Below are 24,176 nucleotides of genomic sequence, written 5' to 3' on the forward strand. Positions count from 1 at the left end.
CGGCCATTAAGTCTGGGTCTTGTGCGAGAGGCCCTTTCATGCCGCCGGTCATTTCCCTTGCAACAGTCCGGCAATCCTCTGCCGCGCCCGCCGAATTCATCCCGCAGCCGAACCACAGCGCCCTGCGCCTGGGCGAGCATCTGCTTGCCGCCGGTGCGGTCGCCCCCGAGGCGCTTGACCGCGCGCTGGCCGACCATGCGCGGATGGAGGTTCAGCTTGGCGAGCTTCTGGTCGCCGAGGGCGACACCACAGCCGAGGACGTGGCCGAGGCGCTGTGCCGCCAGTTCGGCACCGGCCGCGCCGATTTCGCCGCCTACCCGCCCGATCCGCGGCTGATCGACGTTCTGGGCGCGCGGACCTGTCTGAAACAGGGGCTGCTGCCCTGGCGCCGATTCGCGGGGGCGACGCTGATCGCCACATCGCGCCCCGACCGGTTCGAGCAGCTTGCCCCGACACTCCCCCCCGACCTGGCCCCCGCGATCATGGTCATCTGCCGCGAGGACGAGTTGCAGGCGGCGCTGGCCGGGTGCCGGGCCGATGTCCTGGCCCGCGCCGCCGAGACCCGCGTGCCCGAACATGAAAGCTGCCGCGCCTGGCTGCGCGCCGGTCCGCGCGCGGCGCTTATGGCCATGCTGGCCGTGATCGGGCTGGCGGCGGTGCTGGCACCGCTGACGGTGCTAACGGTGCTGACGCTTTGGGCGCTGGGCTGGATGCTGGCCGGAAGCCTGCTGAGGGCGGTCGCCGCGCTGACCCAGGCGCGCGCGCTGATGCGGGCGCGGCACATGCCCCCGCCCGTCGCCCCCACCATAGCGCGGCTGCCGCGGATCTCGATCCTGGTGCCGTTGTTTCGCGAATCGGAAATCGCCCCGCGCCTGATCGCGCGGCTGTCGCGGCTCGACTATCCGCGCGCGCTTCTGGATATCTGCCTGGTGACCGAAGCGGGCGACGAGGAAACCCGCGCGATGCTTGACGCAACACCGCTGCCGCCCTGGATGCGGCGGCTCAGCGTCCCCGCGGGTGCGCTGAAGACCAAGCCGCGCGCGCTGAACTATGCGCTCGATTTCTGCCGCGGCTCGATCATCGGGATCTACGACGCCGAGGACGCCCCCGCCCCCGACCAGTTGCGCAAGGTGGTCGCGCATTTCCACAGCTGCGGGCCGGATGTGGCGGTCGTGCAGGGGGTTCTGGACTTCTACAACCCCCGCGCCAACTGGCTGGCACGTTGCTTTACCATCGAATACGCCGCCTGGTTCCGTGTCGTGCTGCCGGGGCTCGCGCGGCTGGGCGTGCCGGTGCCGCTGGGCGGCACGACGCTGTTCTTTCGCCGCCGGGTGCTTGAGGATCTGGGCGGCTGGGACGCGCATAACGTGACCGAGGACGCCGATCTGGGCCTGCGCCTTGCCCGGCACGGCTATCGCACCGAATTCCTGGACAGCGTGACCGAGGAGGAGGCCAATTGCCGGACCTGGCCCTGGGTGCGGCAACGCTCGCGCTGGCTCAAGGGCTATGCGATGACCTGGGCCACCCATATGCGCCACCCCGTCCTGCTGCTGCGTCAGTTCGGGCCGCTGGGCTTTGTCGGCATGCAGGTGCTGTTCCTGGGCACGCTGACGCAATTCGCGCTGATGCCGCTGATCTGGTCGTTCTGGCTGCTGCCGATGGGGGTGACACATCCCTTGACGCAGGTGATCCCGGCGGGCGGGTTCGTCGCCTTGTTCGCGCTGTTCATCGCGGCGGAACTGGTCACGCTGGGCGTGGGGGCGATGGGGCTGGAACGGGCGGGCAAGCGCGGGCTGATCCCGTGGCTGCCGACGCTGCATCTGTATTGCCCGCTGGCAGCCATCGCGTCCTACAAGGCGTTGTGGGAAATGGCGGTGCGGCCGTTCTACTGGGACAAGACGCGCCATGGGCTTGACGAACCCGAGGGCGGCGAGACCGCAGCCGCCGCGGCCACAAGGGCGCGCGTGCGTGCCGCGCTTGCGCGGGGGGGCGCCGTCGATGTCGGACGGCACGCGGGCAAGGAACAGGCCGGGCCTCAGCCCTCGCCCATCAGAGCCTCGGCGTCATGGCGCAGGCGGGCCTCGAAGGCCAGCGAGATGTGAGCCTTGAGCGCCGCATAGGCGGCATCCCCGTCGCCTGCCTCGATGGCGGCAACGATGGCGTCATGCTCGGCCAGCGCATCCCGGTCCCGCCCCTCGATCGCCAGCGAGGTGGTCGCCATCAGCGCCATGGTCCGATGCACAAGGTCAAGTTGCTGCACCAGATAGCGGTTGTGCGAGGCCAGATGGATCTGCTTGTGGAACCGCCGGTTCGCGCGGGCCATTGCCGACAGATCGCGCAACAGGCGGCGGTCATCCTCGACCATCGCGCGCAGAACCCGCACTTCCTCGGCGGTGGCATGGCGCGCGGCAAGGCGGGCGGCCAGCCCCTCCAGCTCGGCGCGGACGACGTAAAGCTCGGCCATCTGGTCATGGCTCAGCGCGGCGACGATCAGGCTGCGCCCGTCGCGGGTCAGCAGCGACTGGGTTTCCAGCCGTTGCAGCGCCTCGCGGATCGGGGTACGAGACACGCCGAAGCGTTCGGCCAGTTCGCTTTCCACCAGACGGTCGCCGGGACAATACACGCCCAGGTCGATCGCCTCGAGGATAAGTTCATACGCGTCCTTCTGCGCGGGGCGGGCGTCCTTCATCTCGGGGTGGCTCCTGCATACGATGGTCCACAATAATGTGTGACCCCGTGCAAGTTCAAGGCTTCGTGATTGTTTCCGTTGCCGCAGTCGGTTAGGCAGGATCCATGGTGGTCGATGATTTCTCGCATGTCCGGGGCTGGGTGTTCGATCTGGACAACACGCTCTATGCGCCCGAGGTGCGTCTGTTCGACCAGATCGAACAGCGGATGACCGGATTCGTGATGGATCTGCTGGGCGTCGACCGGACCGAGGCCGACCGACTGCGCAGGCTGTACTGGGCGGAATACGGCACCACGCTGGCGGGCCTGATGGAACGGCATGGCATCGAGCCTGGCCCCTATCTGGCCGCGGTGCATGACATCTCGTTCGACGCGCTGACGCCTGATCCGGACCTGCGCGCCCGTATCGCCGCCCTGCCCGGCCGCCGGATCGTGCATACCAATGCCAGCGCCCCCTATGCCGAACGGGTGCTTGCGGCGCGCGGGCTGTCGGGGGTGTTCGATGCGGTCTTCGGGGTGGAACATGCGGGTTTCCAGCCCAAACCGCGCCGCGCGGCCTTCGAGACGGTCCTTGCCCAGGGCGGCATCGTGCCCGTCGAGGCGGCGATGTTCGAGGATGACCCGCGCAACCTGGCGGAACCCCACGCCATGGGCATGCGCACCGTCCATGTCGCCCCCGCGCCCGAACCCGCCCCCCATGTGCAGCATCATACCGACGATCTGGCCGCCTTCCTTGCCCGGCTGGACCGGGGCTGAGGCACCCTATCCCAAGGTCTGTCTGGTCCGCGGGTTTTCGGCATGCATAGGTATGCAATATGTTGCAATGCACCGTCCGGGGCCATAAGCTTCGGGCGGCAGAGGTTCCAAGGGGACGAATATGGCTGACGGTCACGAGGAAAAGACAAGCATCTGGACAGAGGCCGGGATCTGGCTGGTCGTTCTGGCGGCGATGGGGCTCTGGGCGCTTTCGATCGTGAAATGGGGCGTGCTGGGGCTTTACATGCCCGCCGTGATCTCGGTTCCGATCATCCTGCTGATCCTTGTCTGGATCAGCCGCGGCTGACCCCGGATCGCCTCTTGGACCGGGCGGCCCGGCGGGCTATGTCCGGGGCAGGAGGCATCCCATGACGCGCATTTCCACCGACATTCTGGTTTCCGGCGGCGGGGTCGCCGGGCTGAGCGCTGCGGCCCTGTTCGGTTCGGCCGGGTTCCGGGTGATCTGCGTCGATCCCGCGCCGCCCGTCACCGAAGAGACCGCGGACGGCGCCGATCTGCGCACAACGGCCTTTCTGCAACCCTCTCTGAAGGTGCTGCGCGAGGCGGGGCTGTGGGATCGGCTGGCACCGCATGCAACCGAATTGCAGGTGATGCGGATCGTCGATGCAGGCGGCAAGACGCCCGCCCCCCGCATCACCCGCGATTTCAACGCCGCCGATGTGTCGGACCTGCCCTTCGGCTGGAACCTGCCCAACTGGCTTCTGCGCCGCGAAATGGTGGCGCGCGTCGCCGAACTGTCGAATGTCGAGTTCCGCCCCGGCATCGGCACGACATCGGTGCTGACCCGCGATGCCGAGGCGCTGGTCACGCTGAGCGACGGCACCCGCGTCTCGGCCCGGCTACTGGTTGCCGCGGACGGGCGCAATTCCCCCGTGCGCGAGGCGGTGGGGATCGGCGCGCGCACCATTCGCTATGGCCAGAAGGCGCTGGCCTTCGCCGTCAGCCACCCCCAGCCGCATGGCAATGTCTCGACCGAGATCCACCGCTCGGGCGGGCCGTTCACGCTGGTCCCGCTGCCCGACCGTGACGGGCGGCCCTGTTCGGCCATCGTCTGGATGGAACGCGGCCCCGAGGCGCTGCGCCTTTTCGCGATGCCTGAGGCCGAGTTCAACGCCGAGATGACGGCGCGTTCCGGCGCGATCTACGGCCCGCTGACGCTTATCACCCGGCGCACGATCTGGCCGATCATCAGCCAGATCGCGCATCGCCTGTCCGCCCGGCGCACCGCGCTGGTGGCCGAGACGGCGCATGTAGTCCCGCCCATCGGCGCGCAGGGGCTGAACATGAGCCTTGCCGATCTGCGCGTGCTGCTGGAACTGTGCCGCGGCGCCCCCGCCCATATCGGCGAAGCGGCCATGCTGGAAATGTATCACCGCCGCCGCTATCCCGAGATCGCCGCCCGCGTCACGGGCATCGACATGCTCAACCGCGTCTCGATGCAGGGTGCGCCCGCGATCCGCGACCTGCGCGCCGCCGGCATCGCAGCACTTTACGGCCTGCCCCCGGTGCGCAAGACCCTGATGCGGGCGGGGCTGGGCGTGCGGCTCGCCTGAACCCGGGGCCGGTTGGCGTTGCAACTCGCGCAGATTCCGGTATTCAGCCCGGAATCCATCCGGCGCGCCGCGCCGCCTACCGCTGCAACGAGGGACAAGACATGCGCGTCTATTACGACCGTGACTGCGACATCAACCTGATCAAGGACAAGAAGGTGGCGATCCTGGGCTATGGCAGCCAGGGCCATGCCCATGCGCTGAACCTGCGCGACTCGGGTGCCAGGAACGTCGCCGTCGCGCTGCGCGAAGGCTCGCCCTCGGCGAAGAAGGCCGAGGCCGAAGGGCTTCAGGTGATGGGCATTGCCGAGGCCGCCGCCTGGTGCGACCTGATCATGTTCACCATGCCCGACGAGCTTCAGGCCGAGACCTACAAGAAATACGTCCATGACAACCTGCGCGAAGGCTCGGCCATCGCCTTTGCCCATGGTCTGAACGTGCATTTCGGCCTGATCGAGCCCAAGCACGGCGTCGATGTCATCATGATGGCGCCCAAGGGCCCCGGCCACACCGTGCGCGGCGAATATGTCAAGGGCGGCGGCGTGCCCTGTCTGGTCGCGGTTCATAACGATGCCACCGGCAAGGCGCTGGAAATCGGCCTGTCCTATTGCTCGGCCATCGGCGGCGGGCGTTCGGGCATCATCGAGACCAATTTCCGTCAGGAATGCGAAACCGACCTGTTCGGCGAACAGGCGGTGCTGTGCGGCGGTCTGGTCGAACTGATCCGCATGGGCTTCGAAACGCTGGTGGAAGCCGGCTACGAGCCCGAGATGGCCTATTTCGAGTGCCTGCACGAGGTGAAGCTGATCGTGGACCTGATCTACGAAGGCGGTATCGCCAACATGAACTACTCGATCTCGAACACCGCCGAATACGGCGAATATGTCTCTGGCCCGCGCATCCTGCCCTACGAGGAAACCAAGGCCCGCATGAAGGCCGTGCTGACCGACATCCAGACCGGCAAGTTCGTGCGCGACTTCATGCAGGAAAACGCCGTCGGCCAGCCCTTCTTCAAGGCCACCCGCCGCATCAATGACGAGCACCAGATCGAACAGGTCGGCGAGAAGCTGCGCGCGATGATGCCCTGGATCTCCGCGGGCAAGATGGTCGACAAGGCCAAGAACTGAGCCGGTCCCCCGGCCAGCGAAAGGGCGCCCCCTGCGGGGCGCCCTTTTTCGTGGCCTCAGCCCGCCGCGCGACTGACGGCCTCCACCACACCGCCCACTACCTCGGCCAGCAGCGCCTCGTCCTCGCATTCGGCCATGACGCGGATCAGGGGCTCGGTGCCCGAGCGGCGGATCAACAGCCGCCCGCAGCCGGTCAGCCGGTCTTCGGCGGCGGCGATGGCGGCCTTGACGGGCGCCGCGCCCATCGGATCCGCCCCTGCGCCATAGCGGACGTTTTGCAGCATCTGCGGCACGGGCGCGAACCGGCGGGCAAGCTCTGATGCCTTGCGTCCGGTCTCGACCATCGCCGCAAGGAACTGCAACCCGGCCAGCAGCCCGTCGCCGGTGGTGCCGTAATCGGTCATCACGATATGGCCCGACTGCTCGCCGCCCAGGTTCCAGCCGCCCCGCCGCATCGCCTCGACCACATAGCGGTCGCCGACAGCGGTACGTTCCAGCCGCAGCCCGCGGGCGCCCAGATGCCGTTCCAGCCCGAGGTTCGACATCACCGTGGCGACCAGCGTGCCATCCTTCAGCCGCCCCTCCTCGGCCCAGCGTTCCGCGAACAGCGCCATGATCTGGTCGCCATCCGCCACCGCGCCGGTTTCGTCGAGGATCATCACCCGGTCGGCATCGCCATCAAGGCAGATGCCGATGTCCGCGCCATGCGCCACCACGGCCGCGGCCGCCGCATCCGTGTGGGTCGAGCCGCATTTGTCGTTGATGTTCAGACCGTTGGGCGACACGCCCAGCGGGATCACCTCGGCCCCCAGTTCCCACAGCACCTCGGGCGCGACGCGATAGGCCGCGCCGTTGGCGCAGTCGATCACCACCTTCAGCCCGTCGAGCCGCCGCCCCGCGGGGAAGGTCGTCTTGGCATATTCGGCATAGCGCCACAGCCCGTCGTCGATCCGCTTGGCGCGGCCGATATTCTCGGGCTTGGCCAACTGGATCTCGCCGTTCAGGATCGCCTCGATCTCGGCCTCGGCCTCGTCCGACAGCTTGAAGCCTTCGGGGCCGAAGAACTTGATGCCGTTGTCATGGTGCGGGTTGTGGCTGGCCGAGATCATGATGCCCAGATCCGCCCGCATCGACCGCGTCAGGAACCCCACCGCGGGCGTCGGCACCGGCCCCAGCAGCAGCACGTTCATCCCCGTCGAGGTCAGCCCCGCAGTAAGCGCGTTTTCCAGCATGTAGCCGGACCGGCGGGTGTCCTTGCCGATCACGACGCGGTGCTTGTCGGATCGGTCCTTGCGGAAATACCGCCCCGCCGCCGCGCCCAGACGCAGCGCCATCTCGGCGGTCATGGGATAGCTGTTGGCGCGCCCGCGCACGCCATCGGTGCCGAAAATCGTTCTGGTCATATGACTTCTCCATATCCTTTCAGCGCGCCATCAAGCCGGATCGCCTGTCGCGTCTCGGCGACGTCATGCACGCGCACAATCTGCGCCCCCTGCGCGATTCCGGCCAGCGCCACGGCAATCGAGCCCGGCCCGCGCTGATCCGCCCGCTCTGCCCCGCCCAGCGTGCCGATGAACCGCTTGCGCGAGGCGCCCAGCAGGATCGGGCAGCCAAGCCCGTGGAACAGGCTGAGGCCGCGGATCAGCGCCAGATTATGCGCCACGGTCTTGCCGAAGCCGATGCCCGGATCGACCATGATGCGCGCGCGCGGAATTCCTGCGGCCTCGGCCGCGGCGATGCGGGCGGCAAGGAAATCGTAGACATCCAGCAGCACGTCATCATAGCGCGGATCGTCCTGCATCGTCGCGGGGTCGCCCTGCGCATGCATCAGGCACACCGGCACCCCGGCCTGCACCACGGCCCCCGCCAGCGCGGGATCGAAACCCAGCGCAGCCACGTCGTTCACCATGTCGGCCCCTGCGGCCAGCGCCGCCGCGGCGACCGCGGCCTTGCGCGTGTCGATGGAAATGGGCGTTGTCACCCCCGCCGCGCGCAGTGCCGCGATCACCGGGGCGGTGCGGGCGATCTCGTCAGCCTCGGGCACCGCGGCCGAGCCGGGCCGGGTCGATTCGCCGCCGATATCCAGAATGTCGGCCCCAGCCGCCAGCGCCCGGCCATGGGCCAGCGCCGCCTGCGGATCGGCAAAGCGGCCGCCATCGGAAAAGCTGTCGGGCGTGACGTTGAGGATGCCCATGATCCGCGGCCGGTCCAGGCTCAGCCCGGCCAGCGCGGGGCGTGGGGCGGTCAGAGTGGCGCGCACCTCCTCGGGCAGGTCGGTGGCGCGCAGCAGCCGGGGGGGCGCGTCGCGGCGCAACTCCTCGGCCAGCGTGAACCAGGCCCAGCCGTCTGCCAGCGGCAAGGCATCGGCCGGCCGCGCGGCGTCGGTCTGAACAAGGGGGCGAAAGTAGCGCATGCCGGTTGAATGGGCGATGCGCCGCGCCTTGGCAAGCCCTCAGAGCGCGTCGAGCAGCGCGCCCGGCGCCACCGCCGCGACGCCCGGCCCGGCCTCCGGCGCGACCTCGCCCATGCCCACCACCAGCACCCGCGCGGCCTGTAACTGGCGGGCCAGCCACAGCGCCAGCGCCACCGCGTCGCGCGGGCTGGCAGAGGGGTGTTCGACGGAATCGAGCACGATCTTGGAGGGCGCCCAGACAGTGAACTGCCGATGCTTCATCGCCCAGTCGATCTCGGTCCGGCTGCCGCGCACGACACAGCGCGGATCGCGGCCTGCCAGCACCCAGGCATTCTGTTCGATGGCCAGCAGGTCGATCCGCCGCTGAGCCGGCGCGATGGCCGAGCGCGGCGCAGGCGTATCGGCCGCGCCAACGCACAGCACCACCGGATGCGCCCCCGCCCCCATACGGTCAAGCCAGTGCGGCAGCGCCGGATCGGCGATGGCCGCGTTCGACAGGAACACCACCAGCGGGTGATGCAGCGCCTCCTGTTCGGGATCGGCGGACTGCACCAGCCGCGGCGCATCGGGGCGGCGGTCGCGCACGATCTCGACCCCCAGCGCGCCGGGACCGCGGTCCAGCTTCTCGACCCGGACATAGGCGCGCATCGCCTGCGGCTCGGTCAGGATGCGCTCGGCGATGCGTTCGGCCAGCGTTTCCAGCAGGTTCAGCCGCTCGCAGGACAGTTCCGCCGCGATGGCCTCGGCGATGGTGTCATAGGACAGCACCCGGTCCACGTCGTCGTCCAGCGGCGCGGGATGGGGGCGCACCTCGACCACCACGTTGAAGCGCACCCGCTGGGTGGTGCCGCGCTCGGGCTGAAAGGCACCGATCTCGACCTCGACCACATGATCGCGCAGCGAGATGCGGTCGCGCATGGGCCGCGCGGGGTCCAGCGCCGCCGCCCGCTCGGACGGGTGGGCAAAGGCAAGGCGGATGTCGTCACTCATGGGGCCTCCGGGCCGGATGCTGGGCCGGTCTTGCCCCCTGATACGCCGGATCGTCCGCCGGGGACAGCCCCGGCGCGGCAGGGCATGGGCCGCAAGCGACCGAACCGCGCGCCGCGGGCAGGGGACGGCCGGTTCAGACGCCGTCCTTCTTGCTGGCCTCGATCCCGTATTTCTCGAACAGCTTGCCCTGCGTCATGAAGAACAGAAAGATCGCGATGGTCAGGCCGAAAGTCTTGAAATTGACCCACATATCGGTGGACATCGTGCGCCAGATCACTTCGTTCAGCACCGCAAGCCCGGCAAAGAACCCCGTCAGCCGCCGGGTCAGGATCATCCAGCCCGCCCGCTGCATCGGCACCATCTCTTCCATCACGAATTGCAGGTAGGACTGGCCGCGCAACAGACCTACGCCCAGCACGCCCGCGAACAGCGCATAGATGATCGTGGGCTTCATCTTGAAGAAGCGTTCGTCGTTCAGCCAGACCGTCAGCCCGCCGAACACCACGACCAGCACGGCCGTTGCCACCTGCATCTTGGAGACATGGCCGGTCAGCCGCCACAGAAGCCCCGTGGTCAGCAGGATCAGCGGGATGAAGCCCGCGGTCGCCAGCACGAAGCCGTCGTAATCCCTGCCCGCGATGGTGAAGACATGCTCGCGCAGCATCAGATAGGCGATGAAGAAGGCCGCGATGGGGCCAAGTTCCAGCGCAAGTTTCAGGCCGGGTTTGATCGGTTTCCTGTCATCCATCGGGCTTCAGCCTCCCATCTCGACGATCACGGCGCCTGCCGCGATCAATGCCATCAGCGCCAGCCGCCGCGGCCCGACCGTCTCGCGCAGGACCAGCCAGCCGATCAGCGCCGCAAACACGGTCGAGGTCTCGCGCAGTACCGCCGCCTGCCCCACCTTGTCCAGCCGCGTCGCCAGCATGACCGCGCCAAAACTGAAGAACGCCACCACGCCCCCCGCCAGCCCGCGCAGCATCAACGGCCCCAGTTCAGGCCGATGCGCCATCCTTGCCCAGCGCGCGGCGGCAAGCCAGGGCATCACCGTCAGCCCGTCGATGAAGAAGAACCACGCCAGAAAGGTGAACGGATCCGCCGTGGCCCTTATGCCATAGGCGTCATAGGTGGTGTAAAGGGCGACGAACCCGCCGGTCAGCACGGCCAGCATCAGCGCGGGTTTCAACGTCTCGCGGTCAAGCTGCCAGTGGATCAGGTTATAGGCCGCCAGTCCGAAGATCCCCGCCAGCAGCACCGCCACCCCCAGCCATTGCACCGGCGTGAACACCTCGCCGAACAGCAGATAGGCCCCGATCACCGTGAACAGCGGCCCGGTCCCGCGCACCACCGGGTAGACCACCGTGTAGGCGCCGCGCGCATAGGCATGGCCCTGCGCGATCTTGTAGCCCAGATGGATCACGAAGACCCAGGCAAAGATCGGCCACATATGCGGCTCGGGCCATGGAACCACGAACAGCGCCAGCGGCGCGGCCATCGCACCATAGGAAAAGTCGATGGCCCCGCGCGACAGCCAGGGATCGTGCCGCCCCTTCTGCAACGCACCAAAGACCGCATGCAGGACCGCCGCCATCAGCGCCAGCATCACCGCGACCCGATGCCCGGTCGCGGTTCCCTCGATCGAGATCAGCCAGTCGGTCATCGCTGGCCCTGACGGCCCCTAGGCATCCAGCCCCGCCAGCGCACGCGCGAAATCCTCGGGCTCGAAGGGGGCCAGATCGTCGATCTGCTCGCCCACCCCGATGGCATGGATCGGCAGGCCGAACTTGTCGGCCAGCGCCACCAGAACGCCGCCCTTGGCGGTGCCGTCGAGCTTGGTCATCACCAGCCCCGAGACATCCGCCAGCTTGCGGAAGATCTCGACCTGGGTGACCGCGTTCTGCCCGGTGGTCGCATCCAGCACCAGCAGCGTGTTATGCGGCGCGGTCTCGTCGCGCTTGCGGATCACGCGCACGATCTTTTCCAGCTCGGCCATCAGGTCCTGCCGGTTCTGCAACCGCCCCGCCGTGTCGATCAGCAGCAGATCCGCGCCCTCGGCCTCGGCCCGCGCCATGGCGTCGAAGGCCAGCGAGGCCGGGTCCGTGCCCTGCGCCGCGGTCATCACCGGCACCCCCGCGCGCTGGCCCCAGACCTGCAACTGCTCGACCGCGGCTGCGCGGAACGTGTCGCCCGCGGCGATGATCACCGACTTGCCGGCCGCGCGGAACTGGCTGGCCAGCTTGCCGATCGTCGTGGTCTTGCCCGAGCCGTTGACGCCGACGACCAGCACCACCTGCGGCTTCTTCGGATAAAGCGGCATCGGGCGGGCGACGGGTTCCATGATCCGGGTGATCTCGTGCGCCAGAAGCTCCTTGATCTCCTCGACCGACAGCCGCTTGCCGAACCGGCCTTCGGCCATGTTCGCCGTCACCCGCATCGCGGTGTCCACCCCCAGATCCGAGGTGATGAGCAATTCCTCCAGGCTTTCCAGCATGTCGTCATCCAGCTCGCGCCGGATCACGGTCTTCTTGCGGATCGTGCGGCCAAGGACGCGGCCGAAGAAACCGCGGCGCGGCGCCTCCTCCTCTTCCTCGACCTCCTCGACGACCCCGCCCCGTTCCAGCGCCTCCAGCGCCGAGACGCCGCGCTCATAGGGCATCTCGACCGGGGCTTCGGGCGGCGGCATTTCCTGCGGCGTCCAGTCGGGCTGTTCGGCGGGCAGGTCGGGCAACTCGACAGGCGGGGGCGCAGGCGCCTCGGGCTCTGCGGGCGGCAGCTCGACCGGCGCGGGTTCGGGTTCCGGCTCGGGTTCCGGCGGCAAGTCGGGTTCCGGTTCCGGTTGAGGCTCTGGTTCGGGCTCTGGCGCAGGTTGAGGCTCTGGCTCCGGCTCGGGTTCCGGAATGGCCTGCGTCACAGGCTCTGGTTCTGGCTCGGGCTCAGGCTCGACGACCGGTTCGCAGATCTCGGGCTCGCCCGGTTCAGCCAAGACTGGAGCTTCGGGCGACAGGTCCACAAGCTCGGGTTCAGGCTCTGGCTCTGGCTCCGGAACGGCCTGCGCCAACGGCTCTGCCTCTGGTTCCGGCTCGGGCCCCGCCGCCGGTTCCTGGGCCTCGGGCTCTGTCGGTTCTGTTGCGGCCGCGATGTCAAGCGGCTCCGGTTCAGGCTCAGCCTCCGGCTCAGGTTCAGGTTCAGGTTCGACCGACAAAACGGCCTGCGTCAGAGGCTCCGCTTCTGCTTCGGGCTCGGGCTCAGGTTCGGGCTGCGCAACGATCTCTGGTTCGGCCTCGACCTCCGCTTCGGCAATCTCGTCGGCGGCCGTCCCGGGTTCGGGTTCGGACGGACCCGATTCGGCCGCAGGTTCCACGGCTTGCGCCGGAGGTTCGGCCGGGGCGGGCGCTGCGGGCCAGGCGGGGGCGGGCGCCCAGCCCGTGGCTGGTTGTTCGGGGGCGGGCGGCCAGGCGGGCGCGGGTTCCCAGCCAGTCGCGGGTTCGGGCGCTGCGGGCAAGGCAGGCGCCGGTTCCCAACCGGTGGCTGGCGGGGGCGGAACCGAGGACTCGGGTTCGACCACGGGTTCCGGCGCGACAACGGGTTCGGGCGCAACCTCTGGCTCAGGTTCCGCCTCGGCAACGATTTCCTGCTCGCCTGAATCGGGCTCCGCGGCCTCCGGTTCCGGCAATTCCGCGCTGGGCTCGGGTTCGGCGGGAACCTCGAACGGCGCAGGCGGTTCGGCTGGTGATGGCCCGTCCTGATCGGAAACGGCAATCGGCGCTTCTGCGGCATGCGCCTGCGCCTCGGGCTCTTGCGGCGCGGCAACCGGCTCCACCGGCACCGGCCCCGGAGCAACCGCGAACTCTGCGCCCAGCACCAGGGGCGCGGGGGCGGGCTCTGCCGGGCGATCCGGTTCGGGGGGCGGCTCGGCCTCGGCCGGGCTTTCGGGCAGATCGGGGCCGGGCTCCTCGACCTCGATCACCTCTTCCTTGCCGCCGTCGCGCACGATGGCCTCAAGCCCTTCCTCGATCTTCGAGGACGAGCCCCGGAGCTTGTCCCTGAGCTTCTTGAAGAACGCCATCTTGCCTCCTGCGGGTCTTGCCGCCGAACTCGCATGACCTAAGCGCAAACGGCGCCCATGGGAAGAGGGCCACCCCCGGCCGCTGCGCGCCCCATCCTGCCCCGGACACCGCTGGGCCGCGATGCCGCCTGCCGCCGCACCCCGGGGCTACTGGCCATTCCCCCCCCGCTCTGGCAAACTGCGGCCTGATGTTCGAAAAGGAAACGGAATGCGCCCCCTTTTGACTGCCCTGCCCCTGATCGCTGCCCTGGCAGCCCCCGTCCAGGCGGCAGAGCCCCAGTTGATGAGCGGCGACGAGTTCGAGCGCTATGCGACGGGCAAGACATTGTTCTATGCGTCCCGCGGGATTGCCTATGGGGCTGAACAATATCTCAGCGGGCGGCGGGTGATCTGGACCTTCCTTGACGGGGAATGCACCGAAGGGGTGTGGTACGAGTCGAACGGCCAGATCTGCTTTGCCTATGAACACCGCCCCGACGACCCGCAATGCTGGAGCTTCTACCGCTCGGCGACGGGCCTGATGGCGCGGTTCGAGAATGACCCCACCCAGACAGAACTGATCGAGGTGGAGCAAAGCCGCGAGCCGCTGATGTGCACCGGCCCCGAGGTCGGCGTCTGAGGCAACGGGCCTAGAACAGCGAGCCCTGATCCGGCGGATCGCCTGCCTTGCGGGGGCGTCTGGCGGGTTTCTCGGCGGCGGCGCCCATGGCAAGTGTGCCGTCCTGAAACTCGATCTCCAGCGCCCCGGCGGCTTCGGCGGCGGCTTTGGTGGTCACGACCCGGCCATCGCCGCGCACGACCGCAAAGCCCCGGCGCAGCGTTTCCTGATAGCCCAGCCCCTGGCGCATGCGGTCCAGCGCCTCCAGCCGGGTGCGGCGGCGTTCGAGTCCCGCGACAAGGGCTGCGGCCAGCCGCCGGTCGAGCGCGGCAAGCGCCGTCTGCCGCGCCGCGATCTGGCGCCCCACGGCCTCGGGCCGCAGCCGCGCGCTGCGGGCGTCGAGTTGCTGGCGGCGCAGGGCGATCAGCCGTTCGAGCGCGGGCGCCACCCGTCCCGCGCGATCCGTGAGCCGCCAGGCCTCCTGCGCGATGCGCCGCCGCAGCGACGCGGGGCGCAGGGCCGCGGCAGCCTCGGACAGGCGCAGCCGCTCGCGGCTGACGCGGGCGCGGATCGCCATGGGCAGCCGGTCCGACGCGCGGTCCAGCCGCTGCGCCGCCGCCTGCACCAGCGTTTCGGGCCGGGGCAGCGCGCGGGCCAGATCGGTCAGCCGCTGGCGGCGCTGGCCCAGCGCCCGGGCAATCGCCATCGAGCGGCGCGCCTCCAGCCCGTCCAGCCCGGCCAGCAGGTCCAGCCGCACCGGCACCGCCATTTCGGCGGCGGCCGTGGGCGTGGGCGCGCGGCGGTCGGCGGCAAGGTCGATCAACGTTGTATCGGTTTCGTGCCCCACCGCCGAGATCAGCGGAATCGCCGACGTGGCCGCGGCGCGCACCACGATTTCCTCGTTGAAACCCCACAGATCCTCCAGGCTGCCGCCACCGCGCGCCACGATCAGCAGATCGGGCCGCGGGATCGGCCCGCCCGGGGCCAAGGCATTGAAGCCGCGGATCGCGCGCGCCACTTCGGGCGCACAGGCCGCCCCCTGCACCGCCACCGGCCAGATCAGCACGGGGCGGGGAAAGCGGTCGCGCAAACGGTGCAGGATGTCGCGGATCACCGCCCCCGAGGGCGAGGTCACCACCCCGATCACCTGCGGCAGATAGGGCAGCGGACGCTTGCGGTCGGCGGCGAACAGACCTTCGGCGGCCAGCGCGGCCTTGCGCTTTTCCAGCATCGCCATCAGCGCGCCCAGCCCGGCGGGCTGGATGTCGTCGATCACCATCTGATAGCGCGACTGCCCGCCAAAGGTGGTCAGCCGCCCCGTCGCGATCACCTCCATCCCCTCTTCGGGCTGGGTCGCCAGACGGGCGGCCGCGCCCTTCCAGATCACCGAAGCCAGCACGTTCCGGTCATCCTTGAGGTCGAGATAGACATGGCCCGAGCGCGGGCGGCTGACGCGCCCGACCTCGCCGCGCACGCGGATATGGGAAAACGCGCCCTCGACGGTGCGTTTCACCGCGCCCGAGATTTCGGAAACGGTGAATTCCGGGGCATTGCCGCCCGGCCCCTCGTCCTCGATCAGATCGGACATCACCCGCGCACCCCCAGATCCTTGCGTGCCGCCGCGATCACCTCGACCAGCGCATCATTGGTGACCGTCGCGCGCTCGATCAGCCGTTCCATGCCGCTTTCCTTGCCGCGCGCAAGATCCATTCCGCGGAAATAGCGCCGGATCGCGTCCTGGCTGTCGGGCGACATCAGCAACAGCCCCTCATTGGCAAGCCGACGCAGGTGCTGGCGCGCTTCCTCGTGGTCCCAGGCGGCGCGGTCCGCCGCATCCCCGTCCTGCGCCCGGCCGTCGGTCTCGTCCTGCAAGGCGGCATCCTCGAACTGCTTGAGCTGGCCCAGCACCGCGACAACCTCCTGGTAGAAGGCCGCCTTCTTCTCCCACCAGTGCCGGCTGCGCAAGCGGCGCAGCGCCACAAGGCCGGGCAGCCAGATGCCCAGCCCGATCGCCGCCAGCGCCACGACCAGATCGCGCAGCATGGCCGGTGCGAAAAGCTCTGCCCATGTCATCCGTCGCTGCGCCTCCGCCCGGGAATCCGAGTTGCCTCTGCCTCGGCGCGAGCCTAGAACGCCCGGGGTCGAAGGCCAAGCGGAGAGCCCCATGAACATCCTGATCCTCGGCGGCGGCGGGCGCGAACATGCGCTGGCCTGGGCGATCCTGCAAAACCCGAAATGCGACCGGCTGATCGTGGCGCCAGGCAATGCCGGGATCGCCGAACTGGCGGAATGCGCGGCGCTCGACATCGAGGATGGCGGCGCGGTCGCGGTCTTCGCCGAGGAAAACGCCGTCGATTTCGTGGTGATCGGCCCCGAGGCGCCGCTGGCCGCAGGGGTGGCCGACCGGTTGGCGGCGGCGGGCATCCTGTGCTTCGGCCCCTCACAGGCCGCCGCAGCGCTGGAAAGTTCCAAGGCGTTCACCAAGGCCATCTGCGACGCCTGCGGCGCCCCCACGGCGGCCTATGGCCATTTCACCGATGCCGATGCGGCCAGGACCTATGTGCGGGCGCAGGGCGCCCCCATCGTGGTCAAGGCCGACGGGCTGGCGGCGGGCAAGGGCGTGATCGTGGCCGGAACCGTCGAGGAGGCGCTTGCCGCCATCGACGAGATGTTCGGCGGCAGCTTCGGCGGTGCGGGCGCCGAGGTGGTGATCGAGGAATTCATGGAGGGCGAGGAAGCCTCGTTCTTCGTGCTCTGCGATGGCGAGACCGTGCTGCCGATCGGCACCGCGCAGGACCACAAGCGCGTGGGCGACGGCGATACCGGCCCCAACACGGGCGGGATGGGCGCCTATTCCCCCGCCCCGGTGATGACAGATGCCGTCTGCACCCGCGCGCTGGACGAGATCGTGAAACCCACGATTGCCGAAATGGCGCGGCGCGGAACGCCCTATCGCGGCGTGCTGTATGCCGGGCTGATGATCAAGGACGGGGTGCCGCGGCTGGTGGAATACAATGTCCGCTTCGGCGATCCGGAATGTCAGGTGCTGATGATGCGGCTGGGTGGGCAGGTGCTGGATCTGCTGCTGGCCTGTGCCGAGGGGCGGCTGGCCGAGGCGCGGGTGAACTGGGCCGACGATCACGCGATGACGGTGGTTATGGCCGCCCGGGGCTATCCGGGGGCGTATGAAAAGGGCTCGGCCATTCGCGGGCTCGATGGCCTGCCCGAAGACAGCGCGCATATGGTGTTCCATGCAGGGACCGCGCGGCGCGACGGGCAGGTGGTGGCCACGGGCGGGCGGGTGCTGAACGTCACCGCGCGGGGGGCAAGCCTGGCCGAGGCACGGCAGCGCGCCTATGGCATGGTCGACCGGATCGACTGGCCCGAGGGGTTCTTTCGCCGCGATATCGGCTGGCGGGCGCTATAGTCCGGCTTGCATCCGGGCTGTCCGAACCGGGGATTGCGGTGACGCCGGACAAGAGCGCGTCTTGACCGGCGTGCAGGTCCACCCGCAAACGGCTATGATCAACGCGACCAGTCAGCCGGGATGCCCATGATCCATGTCACCACCACCTGCCCCGATCTCGACACCGCCCGCGCCATCGCGCAGGCGGCGCTGGCCGAACGGCTGGCGGCCTGTGCGAACATCACCCCGGGCGTTCTGAGCCTGTTTCACTGGCAGGGCGAAATGTCCGAGGAGGAGGAGGTGCAGATCACCTTCAAGACGACCGAGGCCGCCCGCGCCGATCTGGTCACGCTGATCGAGGTCGAACACCCCTACGAGCTGCCCGTCATCACCTGGGAAACCGTCGCCAGCACGCAGGAAGCCGAGGATTGGCTGGCCTGGGAAACGCGCCGGGGCTGACAGCTTGTCGCACCCCGACGGAACCGAAAGGGCGGTCCGTATGACGCCTCGATACTCCCACACGGATCGAGGTTTCCGCAATGTCCGCCCAGTCTACCCTTCGCAAATTCGCCACGCCGCTGACCATCGGGGCCTCGCTGCTCCTTGGCGTGACAGGTATCCTTTTGTTCTTTCACGCCAATACGGGGCTGAACAAGCTGGCCCACGAATGGGTGGGGCTGGCTTTCGTGGCCATCGTGGCGCTGCATGTGGCGGTGAACTGGCGGCCCTTTCTCGGCCATCTGAAGCGCCCGACGGGGCAGGCCGCGACGGCGCTGTTCGCGGTGCTGCTGGCGCTGACCTTCCTGCCGTTGGGGGGCGCGCAGGGCCAGGGCGGGCGGCCCGATTTCGCGCTGCTGAACCGGGTTGCGGCCGCGCCGCTCGACACGCTGGCGGTGGTGCTGAACGAAAGCCCCGAGGCACTGGCCGAACGGCTGCGCGATGCGGGCTATGCGGGCGCGGATTACGACGCCTCGATCGCGGCGCTGGCGGGCGGCGACCGGCCGGCGCAAATGGAACTGATCAAGGTCATCCTTGCCACGCCGCGCGGCTGAACGCCCCCCAGAATGCACAAGGCCCCGTCCGGTTGGCGGGGCCTTGTAGCGTTCCGGGGTCAGGCGCGGGGTTTCAGCGCCTCGAGCCGGGACTTGAGCGGGCACCAGTCCGGCACGGCCTCGGCCCCCGCACCCTGCCGGGCGAGCCAGGGCATGCAGCGTTCGGTCCGGTCGCAATGGCAGCAAGTCGCGACCATCCCGGCAAACTCGCCCCGGGCCAGCCGCCCGGCCTGAAGCGCGCCGTTGACATTGACGCCGATGGTCCGCGCCATACCCTGCGTCAGCCAGAAATGCTTTGACAGCCTGCCCCGCTCTTCCATCGCGCCTCAGGCAGACACCAGCCGTGTCCGCATCGCCTCCAGCAGATCCTTGTTGCGGCAATAGTCCGGCGTTTCCTCGGTGCCCTCCGCGTGCTCGCCCAGCCAGCCCTTGCAATGGGCCGGGTCGGTGCAGCCCAGACAGCGGGACACGGTCGATTGCATGTCCTCGGGCGTCCAGTTGCCGGCCATCATCTCTTCGGTCAGATCGAGGCCCAGCGCCTCGGCCATCTTTTCCACCAATGCGGCATGTTCGCCGTATTTCGTCTGGCCAGACATCCGCGATCTCCCGTTGGCTCTTGACTTCGCCACTAAAGCGAAAGGCGCAGGCGGGCGCCTTGATGCGTGTCAAGTCGGCCGGACCCGCCGCAATCGCTTCACAAGGCGCGCGGCGGCGGCTAGCCTGAGCCCATGTTCACCATCGAGCACGATTTCGACGCCACCGTGATCACCCTTGTCGACGAGGGGCGGCAGGGCTTGCAGGAGGATGTGACGATCACCGCCTTCGAGGATTGCGTGACCATCGAACAGCTTGATGCGCGCACGGGCGAGGTGCAGAAGATCACGCTGTCGCTGGGCCAGGTGCACGAACTGGGCGCCGCGCTGGACCTGCCCGAAGGGATCTACCGCATCGGTCCCGAGCGCGACTGACAACCCTCAGCCCAGCACCCGGATCAGCTTGTCCCGCGCGGTGTGGCCGCGGATGATCTCGAGCCGCGATTTCGGCACGCCCAGCGCCTTGGACAACAGCTTGATGACCGCTGCATTCGCCTTGCCGTCCTCGGGGACGCAGGTGACATAGACGCGCAACAGGCCGTCCTCGGCCACGATGCGGTCGCGCGACGCCTTGGGGGTTACGCGCAGGGCGATCTCGGTTCCGGGGGTCGCAAGATGGGCAAGGTCCATCCCCCTTGCTTGCCACAGGCGCGCGGCGCGTCAAGCCGGGCTTGCGCCGCGCGCCGCGATATCCGACATCAGGGGCGACAAGATGGAGACGCGCATGCCCGCCCCCCGCCCCGAGGTGATGGACTTCCTGCTGACCCGCCGCTCGCGCCCCGCCAAGACCCTGTGCGCGCCTGCGCCCGACCGTGGCCAACTGGGGCCGATCCTGACCGCGGCGCTGCGCAGCCCCGATCACGGCAAGCTGGAACCCTGGCGGCTGATCGTGCTGGAGGCACCCGCCTTGCGCCGACTCGCGGGGCTGGTGCGCGCCCGCGGCACAGAGCTGGGCCATGCGGCCGAGGCGATCGACAAGGCGGCCGCCGCCTATGAGACAAGCCCGCTGGCGGTTGCCGTGATCTCGTCGCCGAAGCCGTCGGACAAGATCCCCGAGATCGAACAGGTCTATTCGGCGGGCGCGGTCTGCCTTGCGCTGCTGAACGCGGCGCATGCCTCGGGCTGGGGGGCGAACTGGCTGTCGGGCTGGCCCGCCCATGACCGCGGCTTTGTCGAGGCCGGGCTGGGGCTTGCACCGCAGGAACGGGTCGCGGGCCTGATCCATATCGGCACCGAGACCGCCGCCCCGCCCGACCGCCCCCGCCCCGATCTGGACGCGATCACGCGATGGGTGTCGGAATGATCTTCTCGGCCTTTCTCAAGGCACTGGGCCAGCTTGGCGACCGCACCTTCCGCAAGGTGCTGCTGCTGGGAATCGGGCTGTCGGTGGGGCTGCTGGCCGCGATCTATGCGGTGGTCTTCCTGCTGATCGGCTGGCTGGTGCCCGACAGCATCACCCTGCCCTGGATCGGCACGGTGGCCTGGGTGGACAATCTGCTGTCGGGGGCCTCGCTGATCCTGATGATCGTGCTGTCGGTGTTCCTGATGGTGCCCGTGGCCTCGGCCTTCATCGGCATTTTCCTCGATGACGTGGCCGAGGCGGTCGAGGCGCGGCATTACCCGTCGCTGCCGCCGGTCAAGCCCGTGCCCGTGCTGGACCAGATCCGCGATTCGCTGGGCTTTCTGGCGGTCGTGGTGGGGGTGAACCTTGTGGCGCTGGTGGCCTATTTCTTCGTCGGTCCGCTGGCGCCCCTGCTGTTCTGGACGGTGAACGGGTTCCTGCTGGGGCGGGAGTATTTCCAGATGGCGGCCATGCGGCGGCTGGGGCGCAAGGGGGCGAAGGCGCTGCGCCGCCGCCATGCGGGCATGATCTTCGTGGCCGGTGTCCTGATGGCGGTGCCGCTGTCGGTGCCCGTGGTGAACCTGTTGATCCCGATCCTGGGCGCTGCGGTCTTCACCCATATGGTGAACCGCTTGCAGGCGGGCTGAGCGGGGCGGCCGGGCACCGCCCCCGCAACCGGTCGGTCAGACCTGTTCCAGTTCGACCAGGCAGCCGTTGAAATCCTTGGGGTGCAGGAACAGCACCGGCTTGCCATGCGCGCCGATCTTGGGCTCGCCAGTGCCCAGCACCCGCGCGCCTTGCGCCTTGAGCCGGTCGCGGGCGGCCAGGATATCCTCGACCTCGTAGCAGATATGGTGAATCCCGCCCGCGGGGTTCTTTTCCAGGAACCCCTTGATCGGGCTGTTCTCGCCCAGCGGATAAAGCAGTTCGATCTTGGTGTTCGGCAGTTCGATGAACACCACGGTCACCCCATGGTCGGGCTCGTCCTGCGGCGCGCCGACCTTGGCGCCCAGCGTGTCGGCATATTGCGCGGCCGCAGCGGCAAGATCCGGAACGGCGATGGCGACATGGTTCAGACGTCCGATCATGGGCTTTCTCCTCGGGCTTGGTCGTGGGGGTTATCCGTCACGCCGCGCCGCGGCGCAAGCCCTCAGGCCAGCGCCGGATCGCGCGCCGCAAGGATGGGCCGGGTCAGGTCCGACAGCCGCAGCCGCTGCCGCCCGTCCGCGTCGAAATTGGCGGGCTCAAGCCAGGCCGCATAGGCCGCCTTCAGCGCCGGCCATTCGCTGTCGATGGCGGCGAACCAGGCGGTGTCGCGGTTACGGCCCTTGACCACGGTGGCCTGCCGAAAGATGCCCTCGTAACTCAGCCCCAGCCGTTCCGCCGCCCGGCGCGAGGCAAGGTTCAGCGCGTTGCACTTCCATTCCACGCGCCGATAGCCCGCCCCAAAGGCCCAGCCGATCATCAGCGTCATCGCCTCGGTCGCCGCGGGCCTGCGCTGCATCCCCGCCGACAGCGCAATATGCCCGATCTCGATCGAGCCCGCCTCGGGCGCGATGCGCAGATAGCTCATCGCGCCACCTGCACGCCCTGATCGGGCATCGCGGACGGCGAAGAACAGCGGATCATCGGTCGTCGCGGCGCTTTCGGCCCAGTGGCGATAGGCGTCTTCGGAGGCGAACGGCCCATAGGGCAGGTAGGTCCACATCGCGGGATCGGCCAGGTTCGCGGCGTGCAACTCGGCGCAATGCCGGTCGGGGTCCAGCGGTTCCAGCACCGCATGGCGCCCCGCCATCGCCTGCCGCGCGGGCCGGGGCGGGGGCGTCCAGCCCGCGACCTCTGCGCCCAGGGGTAACGCCGCATCCATACCCGCCCTCCGAACTGTCGTCGCCATTCCTGCCGGTTCCGGGGCCGCCTGCAAGCCCCATCTGCCCGGATCCTGCGCGGCCCGGGTCCAATTCGCGCCCGAATCCCCGGGCAACGTCGGCCCTACCAAGAAGGAGCGCCGCCATGTTCGTCGACCGCGTCAAGACCCTGTTCGACCGTGCCGTGTTCTGGGGCGGCGCCAGTTCGCTCACGCTTGCGCTTCTGGGAACGGTCTGGCCCGCCTGATCCCGGCCGCGCGCACGGAAAGGGTTTGTCAATCCGGATATGTTCCCTTATTGTTCCAGTTGGAGCATCGGGGGAAATCCGCCAATATGTTGGATATGACAATCTCTCCGGCACAAGACCTGCAACGATTTCTGGGCGGCGGCCGGTTCGGCACCGTGCTGGCGGACCCGCCCTGGCGATTCGTCAACCGCACCGGCAAGGTCGCGCCGGAACATCGCCGCCTGTCGCGCTATCCCACGCTAGAGGTTGACGAGATCTGTGCCCTGCCCGTGGCCGAGCATCTGGCCGAGCGGGCGCATTGCTACCTGTGGGTGCCGAACGCGCTGTTGCCGCAGGGGTTGCAGGTGCTCTCGGCCTGGGGGTTCGAATACAAGTCGAACATCGTCTGGCACAAGGTCCGCAAGGATGGCGGCTCGGACGGGCGCGGCGTGGGATTCTATTTCCGCAACGTGACCGAGATCCTTCTGTTCGGCACGCGGGGGCGCAATGCGCGAACGCTGGATGCAGGGCGGCGGCAGGTCAACATGCTGCAAACCCGCAAGCGTGAACATTCCCGCAAGCCGGACGAGCAATACGACCTGATCGAAAGCTGTTCCTGGGGCCCCTATCTGGAACTGTTCGGCCGCGGTGTCCGGCAGGGATGGACGGTCTGGGGCAATCAGGCGGACGAGGATTATCGCCCCGACTGGGCCACCTACGCCTATAATTCCTCGCTGGCGGCCGAATAGGGCACGACCGCCGTCAGCGGCAGCCCGATCAGCAGGAGCGGGCACGGGTTCCCCACCCCGCGCGCAACGCGGTCGGCCAGTTTCGACCAATGCGTGGTCGCCACGCCGAACTTGTCGGCCACGAACTGACGGGCAAAGGCCGACGCAAAGTCCATCCCCGCATCGACCGCGCGGGCGACCGCCGCGCGCTGGCGCGCGGTCCGGTCCTTCATGCCCATCGCGACCAGCGGCGCCTCTCCGTCGATGCCCGCGCCGCGCAGAACCCCCTCGACCAGCCCGGGCAGCCCCGCCTGAAGCGCCGCGCCGCGGGTGACGATGATGCCTGCGCTGATGATCGACTGCGCATGCAGCCGCTGGAAATTCTCAAGGTCGCGGTCAAAGAACGGATCCTTGTTGTTCCATTCGATTTCCAGCGCCAGCGTGCCCGCCGCGCCGCGCCTGATATGGTCGATCTCGTGGCTGGTGCCGTCGCCCAGCGCCACGCCGTCAACCGTGGTCTCGATGCGGAAATTGTGCTTGCGCCAGCCCAGCGCCGCCAGTTCACGGCGCAGCCGCTGGGTCGAGCGTGCCTCGCCCCCGCCCGAGGCGATAAGCTCGCCCGCCGGGATCGACACGGCCAGAAGCGCGTCGATCAGTTCCGCCGTCTCGGCCGGGAAATCGACGCCGAGGATGGCTTCGGCGTGGTTCTTCACCATCACGTCGAAGCCCGCCTGCCTCAGGCGTGCGAACATCGC

At 68.8% G+C, this 24,176-nt stretch carries 28 protein-coding genes; 13 read left to right on the forward strand and 15 right to left on the reverse strand.

Annotated features, from left to right (window positions below):
• Positions 1-38: 38 nt before the first annotated feature.
• A complete protein-coding gene (locus tag GH815_RS07410) occupies positions 39-2,102 on the forward strand; it encodes a glycosyltransferase family 2 protein (RefSeq protein WP_170290315.1) in 2,064 nt (687 codons plus the stop codon).
• Here GH815_RS07410 and GH815_RS07415 read toward each other — a convergent pair.
• Complete coding sequence (locus tag GH815_RS07415; RefSeq protein ID WP_153748128.1) at positions 2,036-2,689, reverse strand: GntR family transcriptional regulator; 654 nt, start codon at positions 2,687-2,689, stop codon at positions 2,036-2,038. The genes GH815_RS07410 and GH815_RS07415 overlap by 67 nt on opposite strands.
• A gap of 104 nt (positions 2,690-2,793) precedes the next feature.
• On the opposite strand from GH815_RS07415, the gene GH815_RS07420 reads away from it, so the two are divergent.
• The 4 genes from GH815_RS07420 (at position 2,794) to ilvC (ending at position 6,142) form a co-directional block, all read left to right on the forward strand.
• Entirely contained in the window at positions 2,794-3,444 is a 651-nt protein-coding gene (locus GH815_RS07420; protein ID WP_153748129.1) for a pyrimidine 5'-nucleotidase, read from the forward strand.
• A 121-nt stretch (positions 3,445-3,565) separates the two neighbouring features.
• Positions 3,566-3,751, forward strand: coding sequence for a hypothetical protein (locus GH815_RS07425; RefSeq protein WP_153748130.1), 186 nt, complete (start codon positions 3,566-3,568; stop codon positions 3,749-3,751).
• A gap of 61 nt (positions 3,752-3,812) precedes the next feature.
• Positions 3,813-5,018 carry a UbiH/UbiF family hydroxylase gene (locus tag GH815_RS07430; RefSeq protein WP_153748131.1) on the forward strand — a complete coding sequence of 402 codons (1,206 nt, stop codon included), beginning with the start codon at positions 3,813-3,815 and terminating at the stop codon, positions 5,016-5,018.
• A 101-nt stretch (positions 5,019-5,119) separates the two neighbouring features.
• A complete protein-coding gene (gene ilvC, locus GH815_RS07435; protein ID WP_153748132.1) occupies positions 5,120-6,142 on the forward strand; it encodes a ketol-acid reductoisomerase in 1,023 nt (340 codons plus the stop codon).
• 56 nt (positions 6,143-6,198) lie between these two features.
• Here ilvC and glmM read toward each other — a convergent pair whose 3' ends face one another.
• The 6 genes from glmM to ftsY all read right to left on the reverse strand — a co-directional run bounded on the left by glmM (position 6,199) and on the right by ftsY (position 12,555).
• Positions 6,199-7,545 carry a phosphoglucosamine mutase gene (gene glmM / locus GH815_RS07440; RefSeq protein ID WP_153748133.1) on the reverse strand — a complete coding sequence of 449 codons (1,347 nt, stop codon included), beginning with the start codon at positions 7,543-7,545 and terminating at the stop codon, positions 6,199-6,201.
• Positions 7,542-8,555: a dihydropteroate synthase gene (gene folP / locus GH815_RS07445; RefSeq protein WP_153748134.1), complete on the reverse strand. Its 1,014-nt coding sequence runs from the start codon at positions 8,553-8,555 to the stop codon at positions 7,542-7,544. Before folP ends, glmM begins: the two co-directional genes overlap by 4 nt.
• Positions 8,556-8,594: 39 nt before the next feature.
• Complete coding sequence (locus GH815_RS07450) at positions 8,595-9,545, reverse strand: dihydroneopterin aldolase (RefSeq protein WP_153748135.1); 951 nt, start codon at positions 9,543-9,545, stop codon at positions 8,595-8,597.
• 133 nt (positions 9,546-9,678) lie between these two features.
• Complete coding sequence (locus GH815_RS07455) at positions 9,679-10,293, reverse strand: inner membrane-spanning protein YciB (RefSeq protein WP_153748136.1); 615 nt, start codon at positions 10,291-10,293, stop codon at positions 9,679-9,681.
• 6 nt (positions 10,294-10,299) lie between these two features.
• Positions 10,300-11,205: an EamA family transporter gene (locus GH815_RS07460; protein ID WP_153748137.1), complete on the reverse strand. Its 906-nt coding sequence runs from the start codon at positions 11,203-11,205 to the stop codon at positions 10,300-10,302.
• Between the two features lie 18 nt (positions 11,206-11,223).
• Positions 11,224-12,555: a signal recognition particle-docking protein FtsY gene (ftsY, locus tag GH815_RS07465; RefSeq protein WP_407072168.1), complete on the reverse strand. Its 1,332-nt coding sequence runs from the start codon at positions 12,553-12,555 to the stop codon at positions 11,224-11,226.
• 1,264 nt (positions 12,556-13,819) lie between these two features.
• Between ftsY and GH815_RS07470 the strand changes: the two genes are divergently transcribed.
• Positions 13,820-14,230, forward strand: coding sequence for a hypothetical protein (locus tag GH815_RS07470; RefSeq protein ID WP_153748138.1), 411 nt, complete (start codon positions 13,820-13,822; stop codon positions 14,228-14,230).
• Between the two features lie 10 nt (positions 14,231-14,240).
• On the opposite strand, the gene xseA is transcribed toward GH815_RS07470, so the two are convergent.
• On the reverse strand, positions 14,241-15,797 hold the full coding sequence (xseA, locus tag GH815_RS07475; RefSeq protein ID WP_153748139.1) for an exodeoxyribonuclease VII large subunit: 1,557 nt from the start codon (positions 15,795-15,797) through the stop codon (positions 14,241-14,243).
• Positions 15,797-16,282, reverse strand: coding sequence for a hypothetical protein (locus GH815_RS07480; RefSeq protein ID WP_153748140.1), 486 nt, complete (start codon positions 16,280-16,282; stop codon positions 15,797-15,799). The genes xseA and GH815_RS07480 overlap by 1 nt, the downstream gene beginning before the upstream one ends.
• Positions 16,283-16,373: 91 nt before the next feature.
• Here GH815_RS07480 and purD point away from each other — a divergent pair, with 91 nt between their 5' ends.
• From purD to GH815_RS07495, 3 genes are all read left to right on the forward strand, one after another.
• Positions 16,374-17,636: a phosphoribosylamine--glycine ligase gene (gene purD / locus GH815_RS07485; RefSeq protein WP_153748141.1), complete on the forward strand. Its 1,263-nt coding sequence runs from the start codon at positions 16,374-16,376 to the stop codon at positions 17,634-17,636.
• Between the two features lie 126 nt (positions 17,637-17,762).
• Positions 17,763-18,074, forward strand: a complete 312-nt coding sequence (cutA, locus tag GH815_RS07490) for a divalent-cation tolerance protein CutA (protein WP_153748142.1) — start codon at positions 17,763-17,765, stop codon at positions 18,072-18,074.
• Positions 18,075-18,154: 80 nt separating this feature from the next.
• The gene (locus GH815_RS07495; RefSeq protein WP_153748143.1) at positions 18,155-18,667 is read left to right on the forward strand and encodes a DUF4405 domain-containing protein; all 513 of its coding nucleotides are present in this window, start codon (positions 18,155-18,157) and stop codon (positions 18,665-18,667) included.
• Positions 18,668-18,726: 59 nt separating this feature from the next.
• Here GH815_RS07495 and GH815_RS07500 read toward each other — a convergent pair whose 3' ends face one another.
• Complete coding sequence (locus GH815_RS07500) at positions 18,727-18,987, reverse strand: DUF6455 family protein (protein WP_281354782.1); 261 nt, start codon at positions 18,985-18,987, stop codon at positions 18,727-18,729.
• 6 nt (positions 18,988-18,993) lie between these two features.
• Complete coding sequence (locus GH815_RS07505) at positions 18,994-19,263, reverse strand: DUF6455 family protein (RefSeq protein ID WP_153748145.1); 270 nt, start codon at positions 19,261-19,263, stop codon at positions 18,994-18,996.
• A gap of 132 nt (positions 19,264-19,395) precedes the next feature.
• Here GH815_RS07505 and GH815_RS07510 point away from each other — a divergent pair, with 132 nt between their 5' ends.
• A complete protein-coding gene (locus tag GH815_RS07510; protein WP_153748146.1) occupies positions 19,396-19,635 on the forward strand; it encodes a hypothetical protein in 240 nt (79 codons plus the stop codon).
• 6 nt (positions 19,636-19,641) lie between these two features.
• Here GH815_RS07510 and GH815_RS07515 read toward each other — a convergent pair whose 3' ends face one another.
• Positions 19,642-19,890, reverse strand: a complete 249-nt coding sequence (locus GH815_RS07515; protein ID WP_153748147.1) for a DUF167 domain-containing protein — start codon at positions 19,888-19,890, stop codon at positions 19,642-19,644.
• A gap of 94 nt (positions 19,891-19,984) precedes the next feature.
• Between GH815_RS07515 and GH815_RS07520 the strand changes: the two genes are divergently transcribed.
• Both GH815_RS07520 and GH815_RS07525 read left to right on the forward strand, forming a co-directional pair.
• Positions 19,985-20,563, forward strand: coding sequence for a nitroreductase family protein (locus GH815_RS07520; RefSeq protein ID WP_153748148.1), 579 nt, complete (start codon positions 19,985-19,987; stop codon positions 20,561-20,563).
• Complete coding sequence (locus GH815_RS07525) at positions 20,548-21,249, forward strand: EI24 domain-containing protein (RefSeq protein WP_246176347.1); 702 nt, start codon at positions 20,548-20,550, stop codon at positions 21,247-21,249. Before GH815_RS07520 ends, GH815_RS07525 begins: the two co-directional genes overlap by 16 nt.
• 36 nt (positions 21,250-21,285) lie before the next feature.
• Here the strand turns inward: GH815_RS07525 and mce are convergent, their stop codons facing one another.
• Together mce and GH815_RS07535 are read right to left on the reverse strand one after the other, a co-directional pair.
• A complete protein-coding gene (gene mce, locus GH815_RS07530; protein WP_153748149.1) occupies positions 21,286-21,690 on the reverse strand; it encodes a methylmalonyl-CoA epimerase in 405 nt (134 codons plus the stop codon).
• Between the two features lie 62 nt (positions 21,691-21,752).
• Positions 21,753-22,496, reverse strand: a complete 744-nt coding sequence (locus tag GH815_RS07535; protein WP_246176348.1) for a GNAT family N-acetyltransferase — start codon at positions 22,494-22,496, stop codon at positions 21,753-21,755.
• Positions 22,497-22,809: 313 nt separating this feature from the next.
• Between GH815_RS07535 and GH815_RS07540 the strand changes: the two genes are divergently transcribed.
• Positions 22,810-23,442: an MT-A70 family methyltransferase gene (locus tag GH815_RS07540; protein WP_153748174.1), complete on the forward strand. Its 633-nt coding sequence runs from the start codon at positions 22,810-22,812 to the stop codon at positions 23,440-23,442.
• Here GH815_RS07540 and GH815_RS07545 read toward each other — a convergent pair.
• Complete coding sequence (locus GH815_RS07545) at positions 23,415-24,173, reverse strand: BglII/BstYI family type II restriction endonuclease (RefSeq protein ID WP_153748150.1); 759 nt, start codon at positions 24,171-24,173, stop codon at positions 23,415-23,417. The genes GH815_RS07540 and GH815_RS07545 overlap by 28 nt on opposite strands.
• Positions 24,174-24,176 lie beyond the last annotated feature (3 nt).

The organism is Rhodovulum strictum (assembly GCF_009649175.1).
Lineage (GTDB): Bacteria > Pseudomonadota > Alphaproteobacteria > Rhodobacterales > Rhodobacteraceae > Rhodovulum > Rhodovulum strictum.